The sequence below is a fragment of the Lysobacterales bacterium genome (genome assembly GCA_019634735.1).
Classification (GTDB): Bacteria; Pseudomonadota; Gammaproteobacteria; order Xanthomonadales; family UBA2363; genus Pseudofulvimonas.
Genome location: JAHCAT010000017.1, coordinates 17,074 through 35,088, shown reverse-complemented (window position 1 = coordinate 35,088; position 18,015 = coordinate 17,074). Strand labels below are relative to the sequence as shown.

Sequence of the window (18,015 nt, the reverse complement as noted above, 5' to 3'; positions counted from 1 at the left end):
TTGCAGTGTGGATGAGTGGCGTCGCGCGCACGGCAGGCCAACGGCGCCCTGGACGTCCACGCTCGGGCACCGGCATCACGACAGGCCACGCGCACGGAGTGTCGGCCGCCCGGTCGGCTCAGGCCATTCCGCCGTTGACACCGATCACCTGGCCATTGACGTAGGCGGCCGCCGGCGAGGCCAGGAAGGCGACCACCGCGGCGACCTCCTCCGCCGTGCCGACCCGGCCGGCCGGCACCATCTGGCGCACCGCTTCCGGCGGGAACAGGCCGTCGGTCATGCTGCCGGCGATGATGCCGGGCGCCACCACGTTGGCGGTGATGCCGCGGCTGGCCATCTCGCGCGCCAGCGACAAGGTGGCGCCGTGCAGGCCGGCCTTGGCGGCCGCGTAGTTGGCCTGGCCGCGGTTGCCGGTGACCGCGGCCACCGAGGAGATCGACACGATCCGCCCGTAGCGGCCGCGCGCCATCGGCAGCAGCAGCGGCCGGGTGACGTTGAAGAAGCCGTGCAGGGAGACCTCGATGACGCGCCGCCACTGGTCCTGCGACATGCCGGCCAGCGGCGCGTCGTCATGGATGCCGGCGTTGTTGACCACGACATCGATCGGGCCCTGGGCCAGCGCGGCCTCCAGCGCCGCCTCGCAGGCGTCGGCGTCGGTGACGTCGAAGCACAGCGCGCGGGCGCTGCCGCCGGCCTCGACGATGGCTTGCGCGACCGCCTGCGCCTGCGCCAGCCGGCTGTTGCCGTGCACCAGCACGTCCAGGCCGGCGGCAGCCAGGGCCCGGCAGATCGCGCTGCCGAGATCGCCGCTGCCGCCGGTCACCAGGGCACGCCTGCGTGTTTCGCTCATCGGGTGTCCTCCGGTTCCAGCATGACCATGGCCTGGCCGCGCGCCAGCAAGCGGCCCTCGCTATGGATGTCGAAGTGGTAGCGCCAGACCTGGTCGTCGGTGTGCTCGCGGCGGGCGACGATGTCCAGCGGCGCGGCCAGGCCGTCGATGCGGTCCACCAGGAGGTCCACGGCGCGCAGCGCCACCAGCAGGCCGGGCCGGGCGCGGCCGCCCGCCGACTGCGCCAGCAGCGCGCCGTGCACGGCCATCGCCTGGGCGCCGTACTCGCACAGGTGCACGGCGGCCACCGTGCCGTCGCGGCGCAGTGGATGGTTCAGCGCGTCGGGGGCCGCCGCCTGCGCCTGGATCTCGTCGGCATCGAAGACCAGCACCTTGTCGATCAGGGCCATCGGGCCCTGGTGCGGCAGCCGGTGGGCGAAGTCCGCGCGCTCAAGCATGAGCCGGCTCCGGGCGGGCGCCGCGCGAGAGCAGCAGGGCGAACGCGAACTGGCAGGCGACGCCGATCGCCACGGTCAGGCCCAGGGCGCGCAGCACCGGGATCGACGAGCTGGCCAGCAGGCCGAACACCAGGGCGGTCGAGGCCACCGACACCAGCACGGCGTGCAGGGTGCGGTCGGCCGTCTCGCGCGCCCCGGCATGGCCGAAGAACAGCGCGTAATCCAGGCCCAGGCCGGCCGACAGCATCAGCGCGACCAGATGGAACAGGGTCAGCTCGAAGCCGAGCACGCGCAGCACCGCCACCGTCGCGGCCACCGCCAGAAGAACCGGCGGCAGCACGCGCAGGGTGCGCGCCGGACCGACCGCCAGGGCCAGCAGGGCGAGCAGGGCCAGGGCCGCCAGCACCAGGCCGGTCAGCACGCGGTCGCGGAAGGCGACCACCAGTGACTGCGCGGTCGCCTTGAGGTCGACCAGGCGCGCCAGCGGCTGGTCGGCGATGGCCTCGCGCAGGGCCGCGAGGTCGGCGATCCCGGACAGTTCGACCAGGGCCAGGCTGCGCTCGTCGAGACGGCGCATCGCCGCCGCCACCCGGCTGCCCGCCGGGCTGGCCGCCTGGGCGGCGGCGCGCGTCGCCGCGCCATCCGCGGCGCGCGCCGCGCGGACATCGGCGACCATCGGCTCGAAGAAGCGCGGATCGAAGCCGGTCCATTCGGCGGCATCGGCCAGGGCGGCGCGCAGGGTTTCCGGGGCCGGCAGCCGCGCCAGCCGCCAGGCCTGGACGGCGGCGCTGGGCTGCCAGCGCGACGGCAGGCCGTGGTCGGCAAGCGCGCCGGTTTCGACCAGGGCGTCCAGGCGCGGCTGCAGGGTCTCGGACAGGCGCAGCACGGCCTGGTCGTCCTCGCCTTCCAGCACCAGCAGGTGGCGCGCGTCGGGCGTCGCCAGCTCGGCGCGCAGTGCGGCGTCCTCGGCCAGCCAGGCCGGCGGCAAGGGCGTCAGGCTGGCCAGGTCGTCGTTCCACCAGGGTCGTTGCTGCTGGCCCAGCACGGCGGCCGCCATCAGCACGGCCAGGGCGACGACCGCCGCCATTCCGGCGCGCGCGCCGCGCAGGCCGTCCAGGCCGCGCGCCAGCGTCCCCAGCAATCTGCCGCGGGCGACATCGCGGCCGCCGCGCACGAGCAGGGCCGGCAGCAGCCAGCGGGTCACCGCCGCGGCGGTGAGCAGGCCGGTGACGGTGAACACGGCGAGCTGCGCCAGGCCCTCGGCGCGCGCCGTGAACAGGGTCAGGTAGGCCAGCACGGTGCTGGTCACGCCCAGCCGCAGGGCCGGCCAGATCGAACGCGCCGCCGCTGCCGGGGGCTGTCCCGGATGGCTGTGGCTGAGCAGGTGGACCGGATAGTCCTGGGCGACGCCGATCAGGGTGAAGGCGAATGCCAGGGTGATGCCGTGCACGTCGCCGAACACCAGGCGCAGGGCGACCAGGCCGACCGCCGCAGCGCAGGCCAGCGGCAGCGCGGCGGCGAGCACGAAGCGCGGCGTCCGGTAGGCGAGCAGCAGCAGGACGATCGTGCCGACACCCGCCAGCGCGCCCAGCAGGCTGGCCTCGCGGCGCACCGTATCGCCCATGCGGGCGCTGAAGCTGCCGGGCCCGCTCAGCACCAGGCCTGCGTTGCCGGCCTCGGGCAGGGCCGCGAAGGCCTCGCGCACCGCGGCGATCACCCCGGCCTGGGCGGCCGGATCGAAGCCGGCGGCGGCGGTCTCCACCAGCAGCAGGGCGCGGCCGTCGGCGGCCATCCAGGCACCGTCGACGCGCGCCGGTTCGCCGCGCGGCTGCCAGGCCTGGACCAGGTCCAGGGTCAGCAGGTGCGGATCGTGCGCCAGCAACAGATCGAAGGCCTCGCCGCCCAGCCCGCCGAGGTCGGCCAGGCGCTCGGCCAGGACCTCGGCCAGGCCCTCGACATCGAAGCGCGCCGTGGCCATCGCCGGGCTGTGGCTGAAACGCAGCGGCAGCAGGGTCTGCAGCGCCTCCACCTCGTCGAAGCGGCCATTGGCGACGCGTTCGATGCCCGGCACCGTGGCCAGCGCTGCCGACAGCGCGTGGCTGAGCGCCGCCGCCCGTTCCGGGGTCGGCGCGTCGATCGCCAGCACCAGCAGGCGCGCCCCCGGGCCACGGCCGATTTCGCCGACCAGCAGACGGGCGTCCACCTCATCGGGCACCGGCATGAAGCGCGCCAGGTCGTTGTCCAGGCGCAGGCCGACCGCGGCCAGCACGCCGGACAGCAGCAGGCCGGCGACCAGGGCGGCGCGCAGCCGGGGAGTCAGGGCTGCGGACACAGGGCCTGCACCTCCTCGTCGGGACCGGCCAGCGGCCGCGGCGCCGGCCCGCGGCCGAACACGGTCAGGCTGCGCGCGCCGGGCTGCTCGACCAGCAGGCAGCGGGTCTGCTCGCCCTGGCCGTACAGCACCAGGGCCGGGACCCGCGCCCGCAACGCCGGATCGCGCGGCTCCAGCATCAGTCGCCAGCGGCCCGCGCCGGTCAGGGTCGGCGTGAATTGCCGGCGCATGGCCTCGCCATCGCCGGCGAACAGCGCGGCCAGGCCGCCGAACAGCACCTCCAGTTCGGGCGCGCGGGCGACCGGGATGATGCGCTCCGGGCCGGTGCCCCGCCGCACCACCAGGGTGCGGCCCTCCAGTACCGAGGTCTCGCGGTAGGGCCGTTCCACGATTCGCACGAATGCCTGCCCGCCGCGCCACTCCAGGGTGCCGGACAGCACCAGCGGCGCGCTGAGCGCGCGGCGGTGACGGATCTCGTGGAAGGCTTCGCTCGCCGGGGCCGGTCGGCGCAGCCCGGCAAGCAGGTCGTCAAGCGGATCCGCTGCCGCCGGAAGCGGCAGGCACAGGGCGATCAGCCAGGCGACGGGCAGGCAGGGACGGGGCATCGGCGATCCAGAAGTCGTAGAAGTTGAACCAGTTGTAGGGCGCGCTGCGGGCATGGTGCTCCAGGCGCTGCGCATAGCGCTGGACCAGGTCGGCCAGGGCCGCCTGGCGGTCGCCGCGGGGCAGATCGACGCGCTCGGCGAAGGTCTCGAAGTGCAGGTCGTAGCGGCGTCCGCCACGGTACAGGCCGAAGCACAGGTGCACGGGCAGTCGCAGGGCCTTGGCGATCAACCAGGGCGCGGTCGGGAACCAGGCGTCCTGGCCCAGGAAGCGCGCCGGCAGGCCGGGCTCGCCGGGCCTGCGGCGATCGCCCAGCAGGCCGATCAGGGCGCCGCGCTCGGCCTCGTCCTTGATCCGCAGCATCAGTTCGGCGGGCGGCAGGCCGAGGTCGATGATCCGGCAGGCCAGGTCCGGGTTCAGCTCGTCGAGCAGGCGGGTCAGCGCCGGATTCTGGCTGCGTTCCAGCAGCACCGCAACGCGCGCGTTGGGGCGCTTCTGGCTGAGCACGCGCAACACCTCGAAGCTGCCCAGGTGCGAGCCCAGCAGCAGCACGCCACGGCCCTGATCCATGCTGTCGTGCAGCGGGTCCAGGCCGCTGGTGGTGACGCGGTAGGCATCCACGGAACGGGTCAGCAGCAGCGGGCGGTCCAGGATCACCGCCGCAAAGGTGTGGATGTGGCGGGCCACGTGCCACCAGCGCGGCTTCCGGTCCAGGACCCGCGCCAGCCAGGCGCGCGAGGCGGCGCGCTCGGCCGGCCGGCGCAACAGGAAGTAGGCGGTGATCGGGTACAGCAGGGCGCGCCCGACTGGCCGGCCCAGACGCAGCACGATGGTGCGGATCAGCCAGATCGCGAAGCGGCCACCGCCCTCCGGCCGCGCCCGCCAGTGCGCAGTCTCAGCCATCGCCGGGCTCCATCGCCAGCGGCCGGACCCGGGCGCCGGCCATCAGCGCGCCGCCGTGCTCGACGCGCAGGTCGCTACCGCCATCGGCGCGCGGCGCCAGCACCAGCTCCAGGTCCATGCCTGGCAGGCAGGGCCGGAGGAACTTCGCCTGCTCGATGCGCAGTGGCCCGGTGGCGCCCAGCGCCGCCAGCGCGGCGTCGAGCAGCACCACGCCGGGCACCACCGGACGGCCCGGGAAATGGCCGTCCAGGCAGGGCGCGCCCTGCTCAACCCGGAACGGCAGGCGGCGCATCGGCGGGACTCCGGAGCGGGTTGCGGGCCAGTTCCACGGCGAAGGTCGGACCCAGCCTCACGATCCGCCACAGGTAGTCGAACACGTTGCGGTACTGCTGCACCGGGAACACCCGCTTGCGCCAGGCGTATTCGGCAAGCAGCGCCACCGGCGGCAGCAGGTAGGTGCCGATGTTGCCGACCCAGGACCACAGTGCCGGCGGCGCCAGCAGGCCGAGCACGCCATTGACCGCCGCCATCAGCACGAACATGACGCACCAGTAGACGGTGACCCCGCGGGTGTAGGCGATGTGCCGGTCGCTGAGCTGCGCCGGCCGGCCATGCATGTGCCAGACGATGCGCTCGATCAGCGGCTGCCGGCCCGGCGCCAGGGTGCGCCCGAACAGCGCCGCCAGCAGCAGGGGCACCAGCACCGGGGGGGCGTACAGCAACAGCAGCAGACCGTCCCGGGCGAAAAGCGCCACCGCGACGAGCAGCGCCACGAGTGCCAGCTGCAGGCGCGGCAGGGCGCGCAGGGCGAACAGCGCGAGCACCACCAGCAGGGCCAGCGCCGCGTAACGCAACTCGATCCGGCCGGTCAGCGCGGCCGCGTGCACCAGGGCGATGTAGGAGACCGAGGCGAGCAGCGCGATCACGGCGGCTGGCCACCCGGATGCGCGGGCGGATGCACCGCGCCGACCGCTCCGCCGGACCGCCGCGAGCCTGCCGGGATCGCACCGCGGCCGCGCTCGTCGCAGGCTGGCCGGACGGTCACGGCGGCTCAGGCGGTGCGGCTGGCCTCGACGTGCGCGGACAGCGCCCGCAACGAGGCGAAGTTTTGCCGGTTGTCCGGGTTGTCCGAACGCAGCTGGAAGCCGTACTGCTTCGATATCGCCAGGGCCAGCTCGAGGGCGTCGATGGAGTCCAGCCCCAGGCCGTCGCCGAACAGCGGCGCGTCCGGGTCGATCGACTCCGGTGCCACGTCCTCGAGGTTCAGCGATTCGACGATCAGGCGCGCGAGCGCCTGCTCGGCCGGACTCTGCGGGGTGGTGACCGACACGTGGAATGCCTCCGGGAACGCGATGAATACGGCGCCTTGCCGCGTCCTGGCGGCCGGCTGGCGAGCGCCGGAAGTGTATCATGGGCCGTTTTCCGGACCCGGCTGACGGGCAGCCCAGAATGCAGGACGCATCCCCCCAGCACTGCGACATCCTGGTGGTCGGCGGCGGCCCGGCCGGCTCGACCGCGTCGGCGCTGCTGGCCCGGCGCGGCTGGCGCGTGCTGCAGCTCGAGAAGGCGCGCCACCCGCGCTTCCACATCGGCGAATCGCTGCTGCCGGCCAACCTGCCGCTGCTCGAAGAACTGGGTGTGCTCGAGGAGGTGCGCGGCATCGGCCTGGTCAAGCGCGGCGCCGACTTCCCGTCGCCGGCGCCGGGCGGCTACAGCACCTTCCGCTTCGACGACGTGCTCGGCGACACCCCGGACCACGCCTTCCAGGTGCGCCGCGACCAGTTCGACGCCCTGCTGTTCGACCACGCGCGGCGCTGCGGCGTCGACGCCCGCGAGGGCGTCCGCGTCGAGCAGGTGGCCTTCGCCGGCGACGATGTCGTGGCCGACTGCCGCGGCGACGATGGCGCCCGTCTGAGCGTGTGCGCCCGCTACCTGGTCGACGCCTCCGGCCGCGACACCTTCCTCGGCAACCGCTTCGCCAGCAAGCGACGCAACCGGCGACACGCCAGCGCCGCCCTGTTCGCGCACTTCGCCGGCGTCGCCCGGCGCCCCGGCGAGGACGCCGGCAATATCAGCATCTACCGCTTCGATTTCGGCTGGGCATGGTTCATCCCCCTGCCCGATGGCCTGATGAGCATCGGCGTGGTCGCCGGGCCGGCGCACTTCCGGACCCGTCGCGGCGACCAGGCGGCGTTCCTGCTGGACACCCTGCGCAGTCACCCCGAGGCCGCCGCGCGGATGCGGCAAGCCGAGCTGGCGACGCCTGTGCACGCCACCGGCAACTACTCCTACGCCTGCCGGCGCATGGCCGGGCCGCGCTGGCTGATGGTCGGCGACGCCTGGGCCTTCGTCGACCCGATCTTCTCGTCCGGCGTGTTCCTGGCCATGCACAGCGCCCGCCTGGCGGTCGACGTGGTCGACGGCGCGCTGCGCACCCCGGCCCTGGAGCGGCGGCTGCAGCGACGCTTCCGGCGCCGTGTCGGACGCGGCGTGCGGGCCTTCTCCTGGTTCATCTACCGCTTCAATTCGACGGCCATGCGGCACCTGTTCGCGCATCCTTCCGACCGCTACGAGCTGCGCCGCGGCGTGGTCTCGATGCTGGCCGGCGACGTCTTCGACAGCAAGCCGGTGCGCCGGCGCCTGCGGGTGTTCAAGGCGATCCACGCGATCGCCAGCCTGGTCCTGCTGCGCCAGCGCTGGGCGCAGATGCGCCAACGCCGCCGGCCCGCCGTCGCCGCCGACGGCCGTCTCGGCGACGGGGCCGCCTGATGGTCGCCGTGCCGCACGCCGCCCTGGCCTTGCCGGCGATCCGCTTCGACTGCCTGCGCCGGCATGTGGACGACCTGCCGGCGCAGGCCGGCACGCTGGCCGTGGTCGGCTTCGGCACCGGCGCCGGCCGCGACCCGGATCCCCGGTGCCTGCGCGTGCCGCTCAGGTCGCTGGACCGTCCTGCGCCGGTGGAGCGCTGGTGGGTCGAGGGCGAGGTCCGCCACGGCGTCGACGGCGAGCTGACCTGGGCCTGCGGCGGCGGCTACCTGCTGCTTACGCTGGTGGTCGCGGAGGCCGACCACGACGGCCCGCGCGGCGCCGCCGCCCATGCCTACCGGCTGCTGCTGCAGGCAATGGACCGGCACCGGCACCCCTTCCTGCTGCGCTGCTGGAACTACCTGGACGCCATCAACGAGGGCGACGGTGACGGCGAGCGCTACCGGCAGTTCAGCATCGGCCGCGCCGAGGGCATCGCCCGCCTGGACTGCACCGACTATCCGGCCGCCACCGCGATCGGCCGGGTCGACGGCGTGCGCGAGCTGGTGGTGTTCGCCCTTGCCGCCCAGGCGCCGGGCCTGCCGGTGGAGAATCCGCGACAGGTCAGCGCCTACCGCTATCCGCGGCAGTACGGGCCGGTGCCGCCCAGCTTCGCCCGCGCCATGCGACTGGCCAGCCCGCGCCCTTCCCTGCTGATCTCCGGCACCGCCAGCGTGGTCGGCCACGCCACGCTGCACGAGAGCGTGGTCGAGCAGACCGAGGAGACCCTGCGCAACCTCGACGCCCTGGTCGCCCAGGCGGGCATGGGCCGCACGTTGAGTCACGGCGACATCTGCCTGAAGGCCTACCTGCGCCACGGCGCCGACCTCGAGGCGGTGCGCGCGCGGCTGGCGGTCGCCGGCCTGGACGTCTCCCGCATCCTGTTCCTGGAAGGCGACATCTGCCGTCACGACCTGCTGGTCGAGATCGACGGCGTCCTGCGTTAGCAGGCGGTTGTGTCGTCCTGCCGGCTGCCGGCTTCGAGGGCCGCCGGCTTCGACGGCCGGCCGGGAACGACGGGTTCGGGGACGCCGTGGGACGCCGTGGGACGCCGTGGGACCCCGGGGGGCGCCGTGGGACCCCGGGGGACGCCGGTGGACGCCCGGGGATCGGGGTCGGAGGCTGGGAATCGGAGCCAGGCACCGGTGGCCACGATCGAAGACCGGGGAACGCGGAAAGGCGTTCGAGGTTGGGTTTCCGGGTCACTGAAGGCTGGGCGGGAACTGCTTTCCGCGCCGTCAGGCACTTGATCGGCGTCGGATCTCAGCCACGCATCCAAGCGCCTGCCGCCAGTGCGACGGCACCGCACTTCTCCCCTCCCCCGCCCCGCGGGGGAGGGGCGGGGGAGAGGGCTGCCCCGGCCAGCGCGCGCCTCCTCGGCCCGGCGACGATGCAGCGCATGGCCAGCGCCAGAGAGCCGGGATGCGTGGTCCCGCGCTGCCGGACCTCCGCCCAGGCATGCAACGATAGACCGCGACGGCCGACCCGGGGCTTGCGATCTCCCACCCGCGCTCAGGCGACCGGCCGGAATCTCCCGGCGCCGGTCACCAGGCGCGGCCGTCGGGAATCGGCCGGCCGGTGATCTCGCGGTGCCAGTGCTCGAGCAGCCAGCGGGCGATCGACAGCGGCGGCGACAGCACCACCGTGCCGTCGGCCAGGCCGGCGGCGAGCTGGTCGGGATCGAACCAGCGGGCGTCCTCCAGTTCATCGCCCACTGCGATGTCGCGGCTGACGGCGTGCGCCTCGAAGCCCAGCATGATCGAGCCGGGGAAGGGCCAGGGCTGCGAGCCCAGATAGTGCGCCTCGGCGACGGTCACCCCGGCCTCCTCGCGGACCTCGCGGGCAACCGCCGCCTCGAGCGTCTCGCCCGGCTCCACGAAGCCGGCCAGGGTCGACCAGCGGCCCGGCGCCCAGGCGGCCTGGCGGCCGAGCAGGCAGGCCTCGCCATGCCGCACCGCGACGATGATGGCCGGGTCGGTGCGTGGGAACTGCGCGCTGCCGCAGCCTGGGCACTGCAGGCGATGGCCAGCGGCGGCGACCTGCAGCAAGCCCCCGCAGGCGCCGCACCAGCGGTGCCGCTGGCGCCAGGCGAGCAGTCCTCGCGCGGCCGCGAGCAGGCCGGACTCGCTGCCCGGCAGGCGGGCCGCCGCGGTGCGCAGGTCGGTCCACTCGCCGGCCGGCGCCGGTGCCACCTGGGGATGCAAGGCGGTGAACAGCGCACGGCCGCCGCGCCGGCCCAGGAACAGCCACAGCGGCGGCAGCAGCTCGAGCGCGTCGCCAGGCACCAGGGCCAGGCCATGGTGCGGCGTCAGCACGGCCGCGCCGTCCTCGCGCAGGAACAGCCAGTCGGCGTCGGCCGACAGGGCCAGGCCGGCGACCAGGACATCGTCGTCGCGCAGTTCCGCGCAGCGGTCGAGGTCGGCGGCGGCGAAGGCATAGCTGCGGCCCGCCGCGGCCGGCGTGGACGGTTCTCCGCCGCCGGGAGCGCGCATCACGACTGCCGGTGGCGGGCCGTCGGGGACGGCTGAACCGGCGCCACCGGGCTCAGGCCGAGAACGAGGAACCGCACCCGCAGGTGGTGCGGGCGTTGGGGTTGCGGATCACGAACTGTGCGCCGCTGAGGCCTTCGCTGTAGTCGATCTCGGCGCCCTGCAGGTATTGCAGGCTGAGCGGGTCGACCAGCACCGTGATGCCGTCGCGCTGCACCGAGAAATCGTCCTCCTCGGCCGCCTCCTCGAAGGCGAAGCCGTACTGGAAGCCCGAGCAGCCGCCACCGGTGATGTAGACGCGCAGCTTGAGGCCCGGGTTGCCCTCCTCGGCGACCAGCGCGCCGACCTTGGCGGCGGCGGCGGGGGTGACCTGGATCAGGCCCTCGGGGGGAGCAGGCAGGGTGGCTTCCATGCCTGCCATGATCGGGGCGCCGGCAGCGGCGTTCAAGCCTCGCCGTCGGGACCGGACAGCTGCCGGGGGGCTTCGCGCTCCTGGACCAGCTGGCCGGTCACCGCCGCGCCCACCGCCATCTGCAGCAGCTTGTAGTGGATGTTGCCCTGGACCTTGGCGTTGGCCAGCAGCTCGACCTTCTCGGCGCCCAGGATGTTGCCGGCCAGGTGGCCGTTGACCACCACGTGCGGCACCCGCACCTCGCCCTCGACGCGGCCCTGCTCGCTGATCGACAGCATGGCCTCGCCGCCTTTTTCGGCCAGGATCGCGCCCTTGACCTCGCCGTCCACGTAGAGCCCACCGGTGAAGTGGACGTCGCCCTCGACCCGCGTGTTGCGCCCGATCAGCGTGTCGACCTGGCCATTGCCGCCCTGCCGGGCCGGTTGCTTGCCTCCGAACATCACGAAGTCCCTTGCTGTGCGACCCGGCGCCAGTCCAGGGTTCGCTCCACCGCGCTGCCGCCGCGCGGGGCGAGGCGGACATGGACGGTGTGCGGCTGGAAATCGCCAGGCAGGGTGATGCGCCCTTCCAGGCGCTGGAAATAGCGGAAATCGAAACCCAGACCCTCGGCGCTGCGCGACGGCACCAATGCCGGCCATTCCAGCCGTTCGGTGCGGCCGCTGCGCTGCCCCTCGATCGCCAGGGTGAGACGTCCGGCGGTGCTGCCGCGCGGGTCGTTGGACTGGGTGAGCAGTGCGCTGAAGGCGACCGAGCCGTCGTCCGAGGGCCGCAGCACCAGTTCATGCAGGTCCAGCGGCTGGCGCTGCGCGCCTGGCCCGATCAGGCGGTCGTAGACCGCCAGGTCGCGGCGCAACTGGGCGATCTCGTCGTCCTTGGCGGCCAGCGCACCCTGCACGTTCTCGTTGGCCAGCCGGGCGATCTGCTCGGAGCGCTCGACCACGGCCAGGCGCTGCTCGATCTCGGCCAGACGCCTGCGATTGACCTCCAGGGCCGCCTGCGACTGCGCGAGGTCCGCCGCCAGCGTGCCGGCCTGCGGGATCATCACGTAGCGGCCGACGACATAGGCCGCCAGCACGGTCAGCAGCCAGGCGGCCACCAGCAGCAGGCGCTGGCGGCGCACGCGCTGCGGATCGACGATGCGCAGGCTCGGCATCGGCGTGTGGCCGGAGAGGGACATGGCGGGCAGCTGACCGGAAAGACGACGATTAGGCCGGCAGGCACCGGACCAGGTCAAGGGCAGGGGTCACGGACCGCGCCTGGGACCCGCCGGTCTCGGCCGCGCTTGGCCGGGCCCGGGCCGGCGCCGGCTCCCGGCCGGCTGCTGCGGCCTTGCAGCCAGCGCACCCCGCCCCGGCTCCCGTGCGGCCGCCGGTGCCGCTGCCGGTGACACCGCCAGTATCGGAGGCGGTGGCGGTGGCGGCAGCAGAATCCGGCCTCAGCTCTCGATCTTGGTCTGCAGGTAAGGCGTGGCGCCCAGGCGCTCGATCAGGGCGAGCTGGGTCTCCAGCCAGTCGACGTGCTCCTCCTCGCTTTCCAGGATGTCCTCGAGCAGTTCGCGACTGACATAGTCTCCGACCTGCTCGCAGTGCGCGATGCCGGCCTTGAGGTCCGGGATCGCCTGCATTTCCAGCGCCAGGTCGCAGCGGAAGACCTCCTCGGGGTTCTCGCCGATCCGCAGCTTGCCGAGGTTCTGCAGGTTGGGCAGGCCATCCAGGAACAGGATGCGCTCGATCAGCCGATCGGCGTGCTTCATCTCGTCGATCGATTCCTTGTACTCGTATTCGGCCAGCTCCTTGAAGCCCCAGTTTCCGAACATCCGCGAATGCAGGAAGTACTGGTTGATGGCGATCAATTCGTTGTAGAGCGCCTTGTTCAGGTGCTCGATGACCTTGGCGTCACCCTTCATTGCGGGACTCCTGGCATGCGTGGCAGGCGGTCAGGGTAGCGGGGATGGCTTTTGCGGGGCGGAACGGGAATGGGAATGGTTGGGGTTTTGGGGGGAGCCGGGACTCGGGACTCGGGACTCGGGACCGGGGACCGGGGAAGCGTAGAGATCGGCGGGCGCGGAGAGTGCGGGCCGTCGCGAGGGCATTCGCGGGTTGGGCGTTTGCAGGCGGGGCGGAAAACGACAGGGCGGGACGGGCTGTCGCCGGCCCGTGGGGCCCGGCACCATCGGTTGTGGCGGCAGGCGGGCGCCTGCCGGCGGGGTGTGCTCAGGCGGCGTGGACGACCGCGTCGTTGCCGGCCGGGGACTGGCAGCAGGACTCGGCCAGGATCTGTTCGGCGACTTCGGCACAGGCGCCGCAGGTGCCGGCGCAGCCGGTGCGCATGGTCAGCTCGCCCAGGCAGCGCACGCCCGAGGCCGCGGCCTCGCGCACGGTGCGGTCGGTGATGCCGTTGCAGACGCAGACATACATGGCGGTGGACTCCATGTCGGCGCGGGCCGGACGGCCTGCACGCCATCGCGCAGGGCGCGACGCCGCCATTGGACATTGAATGAGAATGATTGTCAACCAGCCCCTTTGGGGCTTAGTCCCGGCCCGAATCCAGCGCCACCCGGCAGCATCAGAGCGCGCCGTGGCCGCCGGGCCACATGGCCCGCCCTCAACCCGTGGACTTGACCACCGGCCGGGCCACGGCGCGCTCGTCACGCGGCGGATTCAGATAGCGGTCCAGCCACGGCTGCGGCGCCACCCCTGCCAACGGCGCGAGCTGGGCAAGGGCCCGCGCGTACACGCGCCGCTTGAAATGCACCACATGGCGCAGCGGATACCAGAAATCCACCCAGCGCCAGGCGTCGAATTCCGGCCGCTCGTTGAGATCCAGCCGGACCTGGTCCTCGCCGGCGACCAGCCGCAGCAGGAACCACACCTGCTTCTGGCCGATGCAGGCCAGCGCATCGTTTCGCCGGACATGCCGCTGCGGCAACCGGTAGCGCAACCAGCCCGCGGTCGAACCCAGCACCTGCACGGCGTCCGGGCTCAGCCCGGTCTCCTCGTGCAGCTCGCGGTACATGGCCTCTTCCGGCACCTCGTCGGAGTTCATGCCGCCCTGCGGGAACTGCCAGCCATCGCGACGCACGCGCCGCGCCCAGAACACCTGGGCCTGCTCGTTGAGCAGGATGATGCCGACATTCGGGCGGTAACCGTCGGGGTCGATCACGGGCGGGCGCAGGCTTCGGCGATGTCCCCGTGTAGCACAGCCCGCCAAGCGCCAGCAAGGCGCCACGCGCCCTGCCGGGCCCGGCTTGACAGCTCCGGCGGCCCCTCACGACAATGCTCGACCCCGTGGCTATGTAGCTCAGCCGGTTAGAGCACAGCACTCATAATGCTGGGGTCGGTGGTTCGAGTCCACCCATAGCCACCACGACAAGCCCGCGATCTTGCGGGTTTTTTTGTGGCCGGGCGCCAGCCGGGACGCTCCCCGCGAGGGCCCGTGACAGTTTCCGTGACAGTTCCGTGCCACTCGCGCGCGGCCGAAAGGGGCGAAACCGACCCCAGCACGCCCGTGTCGGCGGCCGCACTGTCACGGATTTTGCGGGCGCTCCGGGGTGGACACCGTCACGAAAACAGGTGTCCCTGGATCGCAACGAAGGCGCGGCGGATCTCGTCGACGCTCCCGAGGGCCCGCTTGGCGTCATTGACGCCGCCGTAGCGGATGCGCAGGAAGTCGCCGATGCGGTGGCCTGCCAGCTCGCCGATGCCGTTGCGCTCGTAGTTGCCCAGCACGAACTCCAGGAACGCGCGCATCTCCCGCTCGTAGCCGTCAAGGCCGCTGGACAGGGCGGCACGCACGCGTTCACCCCGGGCCAGCGGTGCCAGCGTGAACCGCACATAGGCCAGTACGTCGAAGATGTCGCTGTTGGGCGCGTCGATCAGGCGCTGCATGTCCGCCAGGCGCTCGCTGTCGTAACCCATGTCTGACAGGCGCTGGATGAAGCCCTCGCGCCGGTCCGGGTCTTTCCAGACAGCTCGCAGCTCGTCCTCGTCCGCCACCAGCCCGCCCAGGTCCCCGAACAACTGCTGCATGAACTCCTGGGCGCTGATCTGACGGCCGTTGTGCCAGTAGGTCGTTGCCGCGAGATAGCGGATGCTCCGCTCCCTGCCATCGGACAGCTTCACCACCACGCGTTCGGCACGAGGCGGCTCGTCCACACCCGGTCGTCGGCCGGGGCGCTCACCCGATTGGCCCCCTCCATCCTCGCCCGAAACGCGGCGTCCGGCGGGCGGCTCGGGCGGCAGGGGCTCGCCATCCCACTCGGGGTCGTTGAAGTGCTCGTAGGCCTTTACGAAATCGTAGATGGTGAAGTAGTCCTTGCCGTCGAAGGTGCGCGTGCCGCGGCCGATGATCTGCTTGAACTCGATCATCGAGCGGATCGGGCGCAGCAGCACGATGTTGCGGATGTTCAGCGCATCGACGCCGGTGGACAGCTTCTGCGAGGTGGTGAGGATGGTCGGCAGGGTCTTTTCGTTGTCCTGGAACTCGCGCAGGTGCCGCTCGCCCAACTCGCCATCGTCGGCGGTGACGCGCTCGCAGTAGTGCGGGTCGGGGTTGTCCTTGATCTGGTTGATGAAGTTGCGCACCCGCGCGGCGTGCTCCTGCGTCGCGCAGAACACCAGGGTCTTCTGCCGCGGGTCGATCTGGTCCATGAACTCCTGCACCCGGCTCTGCTCGCGCTGGTCGATCACCAGGCGGGTGTTGAAGTCGGCCTCGGTGTAGGTCCGCTCGCGATCGATCTCGCCGGCCAGCACCGTGTCGCCTTCCGACCAGCTGTACTCGTCCAGGGTCGAGGCCATCTGCCGCACCTTGAACGGCGTCAGGAAGCCATCGCCGATGCCTTCCTTCAGCGCGTAGCTGTAGACCGGCTCGCCGAAGTAGGCGTATGTGTCGGCATTGACGTCGCGCTTGGGCGTGGCGGTCAGGCCGAGCTGCACGGCGGGCTTGAAGTACTCGAGGATGCCGCGCCAGGTGCTCTCGTCGCGGGCGCCGCCGCGATGGCATTCGTCGATGACGATGAAGTCGAAGAAGTCCGGCTCGTAGCCTTCGAAGGTGAACTGCGGTTCGCCCGCATCGCCCTCCGGCTCGCCGCCCCCGGTCATGAAGGTCTGGAAGATGGTGAAGAACACGCTGGCGTTGCGCGGCGCGCCGCCGCGCCGGCGGATCTCCTCCGGCCGGATGCGGCACAGCGCATCGGGCGGAAACGCGCTGAAGGCGTTGAAGGCCTGATCGGCCAGGATATTGCGGTCGGCCAGAAACAGTATCCGAGGGCGGCGTACGGGATCGCGGCTCAGGTTCCATTTCGCCTGGAACAGCTTCCAGGCGATCTGGAAGGCGATCGAGGTCTTGCCGGTGCCTGTGGCGAGCGTCAGCAGGATGCGCTCGCGCTGCTGGGCGATGGCTTCCAGCACCGCGGTGATGGCGTTGTGCTGGTAGTAGCGCGGCTGCCACTTGCCGCCGCCGGTCTCGAAGGGCACCGCGCCGAAACGCTCGCGCCAGTCGTTGCCCTCGGGAAAGCAGCGCAGCCAGAGCTGCTCCGGCGAAGGAAACGGCAGGGCGATGTCGCCCTCGGCGCCGGTGTGCATGTCGATGCCGTACCAGCCGAGCCCGTTGGTGGCATAGGCAAAGCGCGCCTGCAAGCGCGTCGCGTAGTCCTTGGCCTGCCCGACGCCGCTGGTGTGGCCAAGGCCGGCGCGCTTGGCCTCGATCACCGCCAGCTTGCGCCCGCGGTAGCTCAGCACGTAGTCCGCCGACAGCGCACTGCCACGCTGCCCGCCGCCGAGGATGCGGCCCGGACAGATCAGCTCGCGATGCACCTGCGCGCCGTCGACCACGCCCCAGCCGGCGGAACGCAGCACCGGATCGATGCGGTTGGCGCGGGTATCGGCCTCGGTCTCCATGGTCCAGCCGGAGTGTGCCACGGCTGACGGGCAATCAGCCCAGCAGCGGCAACTGCCCGCCCTGGGCGTCGCGGGCCACCTCAGCACGGCGGATCATCTGCTGGACGCCGGGCACGGCATTCACCGCCACCAGTTCCACCTCTGGATGGGCGTTGGCAAAGACCCGGAAGATCTCGTCGGCAAAGGCCTGGCCGATGCCGCCGACCTGATCGAAATCCAGCACCACGGAGCGGAACCGCTCCACCCGCTGCAGCAGGCGTTTGGCCTGCGAGCGCGAGACCAGATTCTCGTCCCCGACCTTGGCCAGACGCACCGGCACCACGGTCTTGGCGAAGTCGTAGTCGTCGGGGCCACTGGAGAATTCGTCGAAGACCTCGCGAATGCTGCGCGCGCTGTCGCGCGCCAACTCCATGTAGACGGCGGTACCGTGATCCATTGGCGGCGTTTCGACTTCATCCAGCCAGTCGTCGTCGTGGCGATGGTCATGGTCGAAGTACAGCCCGCCTGACTGGATCTGGAAGCGGTCGAACGCGCGCGAGGTGAAGAAAATGCCCTCGCCCGAGTGGCGCGTCGGGTCGGTGGTCAGCTTGCCCTTGGACAGCTCCAGCAGCGCCAGTCGCTCATCGGGCAGGTCCAGCGCACGGGTGATCTTGCGGAAGATGCCGATGCCGTCGTCGTCGACCGCCAGCAGCAGACGCTCGGCATCGCAGTCCATCTGCACGTGCACGGTTCGTCCGTCGGAATGGTCCACCGCGTTGTTGACCATCTCGGTCACGCCGTGCTGGGCGATGTCCTGCACGTTGCGCGGCAGGTCATCGAGCAGGGGCTGCAGGTCCTGATTCCAGACGCGATCCTCGGCCAGGCCAGCGCGCGGATAGCGCCGGCTGAACTTGCGGTGTGGCCCCCGCGCATACACCGGGCGCGTGCCGCCTGAAGTCTGCAGGTAGCCGCCTTCCACCAGCGCCCGCACCTGGGTGTTGATCCGCGCCCGCGACAGGCCGAGCTGCGCCGCCACCATGCTCACCAGATCACGCGGATGCTCCCCCACCGCCCGCAGCAGGGCGGCGTCGATCTCATCGGAGCGGCTGGGTCGGGCCATGTCAGGATTGTAAAGTTATCCCGGGAGATTAAACAGTTAAACAGCCTTGATCGCTCAGAAAAGGACGTAAAATACTGAATTAATTGTCGAAAATCGACGATGCTTACGACTGTGCTTCACAGCCCGTTCTGTCGCCCGAGGCGCTGTCCCGTGTTCGGCCGAACGCGACTGTCGATGGAATGGCGCCA

19 protein-coding genes and 1 tRNA gene are annotated in these 18,015 nt (G+C 71.9%); 3 read left to right on the top strand and 17 right to left on the bottom strand.

Translation table 11 applies throughout. From position 1 onward, the window contains the following. Positions 1 to 118 precede the first annotated feature (118 nt). The 8 genes from fabG to KF823_14605 all read right to left on the bottom strand — a co-directional run bounded on the left by fabG (position 119) and on the right by KF823_14605 (position 6,455). Positions 119 to 850, bottom strand: a complete 732-nt coding sequence (gene fabG / locus KF823_14640) for a 3-oxoacyl-ACP reductase FabG (protein ID MBX3727144.1) — start codon at positions 848 to 850, stop codon at positions 119 to 121. Beyond that, positions 847 to 1,287, bottom strand: coding sequence for a phosphotransferase (locus tag KF823_14635; GenBank protein MBX3727143.1), 441 nt, complete (start codon positions 1,285 to 1,287; stop codon positions 847 to 849). Before KF823_14635 ends, fabG begins: the two co-directional genes overlap by 4 nt. Further along, positions 1,280 to 3,619 (bottom strand): MMPL family transporter, encoded by a 2,340-nt coding sequence (locus tag KF823_14630; GenBank protein MBX3727142.1) that lies wholly within the window; start codon positions 3,617 to 3,619, stop codon positions 1,280 to 1,282. Before KF823_14630 ends, KF823_14635 begins: the two co-directional genes overlap by 8 nt. Continuing rightward, a complete protein-coding gene (locus KF823_14625; GenBank protein ID MBX3727141.1) occupies positions 3,604 to 4,224 on the bottom strand; it encodes a fatty acyl CoA synthetase in 621 nt (206 codons plus the stop codon). Before KF823_14625 ends, KF823_14630 begins: the two co-directional genes overlap by 16 nt. After that, positions 4,148 to 5,125: an acyltransferase gene (locus KF823_14620; GenBank protein ID MBX3727140.1), complete on the bottom strand. Its 978-nt coding sequence runs from the start codon at positions 5,123 to 5,125 to the stop codon at positions 4,148 to 4,150. Before KF823_14620 ends, KF823_14625 begins: the two co-directional genes overlap by 77 nt. Next, on the bottom strand, positions 5,118 to 5,417 hold the full coding sequence (locus tag KF823_14615) for a hypothetical protein (GenBank protein ID MBX3727139.1): 300 nt from the start codon (positions 5,415 to 5,417) through the stop codon (positions 5,118 to 5,120). The genes KF823_14620 and KF823_14615 overlap by 8 nt, the downstream gene beginning before the upstream one ends. Further along, on the bottom strand, positions 5,392 to 6,051 hold the full coding sequence (locus KF823_14610) for a hypothetical protein (GenBank protein MBX3727138.1): 660 nt from the start codon (positions 6,049 to 6,051) through the stop codon (positions 5,392 to 5,394). Before KF823_14610 ends, KF823_14615 begins: the two co-directional genes overlap by 26 nt. A gap of 125 nt (positions 6,052 to 6,176) precedes the next feature. Further along, entirely contained in the window at positions 6,177 to 6,455 is a 279-nt protein-coding gene (locus KF823_14605) for an acyl carrier protein (protein MBX3727137.1), read from the bottom strand. Positions 6,456 to 6,574: 119 nt separating this feature from the next. Here KF823_14605 and KF823_14600 point away from each other — a divergent pair, with 119 nt between their 5' ends. Together KF823_14600 and KF823_14595 are read left to right on the top strand one after the other, a co-directional pair. Then, entirely contained in the window at positions 6,575 to 7,894 is a 1,320-nt protein-coding gene (locus KF823_14600) for a tryptophan 7-halogenase (GenBank protein ID MBX3727136.1), read from the top strand. Between the two features lie 74 nt (positions 7,895 to 7,968). Then, the gene (locus KF823_14595; GenBank protein ID MBX3727135.1) at positions 7,969 to 8,877 is read left to right on the top strand and encodes a pteridine-dependent deoxygenase; all 909 of its coding nucleotides are present in this window, start codon (positions 7,969 to 7,971) and stop codon (positions 8,875 to 8,877) included. Between the two features lie 597 nt (positions 8,878 to 9,474). Here KF823_14595 and nudC read toward each other — a convergent pair. The 7 genes from nudC to KF823_14560 form a co-directional block, all read right to left on the bottom strand. Continuing rightward, positions 9,475 to 10,422 (bottom strand): NAD(+) diphosphatase, encoded by a 948-nt coding sequence (nudC, locus tag KF823_14590; GenBank protein MBX3727134.1) that lies wholly within the window; start codon positions 10,420 to 10,422, stop codon positions 9,475 to 9,477. A gap of 52 nt (positions 10,423 to 10,474) precedes the next feature. Further along, positions 10,475 to 10,831 (bottom strand): iron-sulfur cluster insertion protein ErpA, encoded by a 357-nt coding sequence (gene erpA / locus KF823_14585; GenBank protein MBX3727133.1) that lies wholly within the window; start codon positions 10,829 to 10,831, stop codon positions 10,475 to 10,477. Positions 10,832 to 10,863: 32 nt separating this feature from the next. Then, positions 10,864 to 11,271, bottom strand: a complete 408-nt coding sequence (locus tag KF823_14580) for a polymer-forming cytoskeletal protein (protein MBX3727132.1) — start codon at positions 11,269 to 11,271, stop codon at positions 10,864 to 10,866. Then, a complete protein-coding gene (locus KF823_14575; GenBank protein ID MBX3727131.1) occupies positions 11,271 to 12,008 on the bottom strand; it encodes a hypothetical protein in 738 nt (245 codons plus the stop codon). Before KF823_14575 ends, KF823_14580 begins: the two co-directional genes overlap by 1 nt. Before the next feature lie 258 nt (positions 12,009 to 12,266). Next, complete coding sequence (gene bfr / locus KF823_14570; protein ID MBX3727130.1) at positions 12,267 to 12,737, bottom strand: bacterioferritin; 471 nt, start codon at positions 12,735 to 12,737, stop codon at positions 12,267 to 12,269. A 307-nt stretch (positions 12,738 to 13,044) separates the two neighbouring features. Beyond that, positions 13,045 to 13,248, bottom strand: a complete 204-nt coding sequence (locus tag KF823_14565) for a (2Fe-2S)-binding protein (protein ID MBX3727129.1) — start codon at positions 13,246 to 13,248, stop codon at positions 13,045 to 13,047. A gap of 187 nt (positions 13,249 to 13,435) precedes the next feature. Next, a complete protein-coding gene (locus KF823_14560; GenBank protein MBX3727128.1) occupies positions 13,436 to 13,993 on the bottom strand; it encodes an RNA pyrophosphohydrolase in 558 nt (185 codons plus the stop codon). Positions 13,994 to 14,120: 127 nt separating this feature from the next. Between KF823_14560 and KF823_14555 the strand changes: the two genes are divergently transcribed. Next, a tRNA-Met gene (locus tag KF823_14555) sits at positions 14,121 to 14,197 on the top strand. A 194-nt stretch (positions 14,198 to 14,391) separates the two neighbouring features. Here the strand turns inward: KF823_14555 and KF823_14550 are convergent. Together KF823_14550 and KF823_14545 are read right to left on the bottom strand one after the other, a co-directional pair. Further along, positions 14,392 to 16,728 (bottom strand): DEAD/DEAH box helicase family protein, encoded by a 2,337-nt coding sequence (locus KF823_14550; protein MBX3727127.1) that lies wholly within the window; start codon positions 16,726 to 16,728, stop codon positions 14,392 to 14,394. Between the two features lie 34 nt (positions 16,729 to 16,762). Continuing rightward, positions 16,763 to 17,827, bottom strand: coding sequence for a DUF4325 domain-containing protein (locus KF823_14545; protein MBX3727126.1), 1,065 nt, complete (start codon positions 17,825 to 17,827; stop codon positions 16,763 to 16,765). Positions 17,828 to 18,015 lie beyond the last annotated feature (188 nt).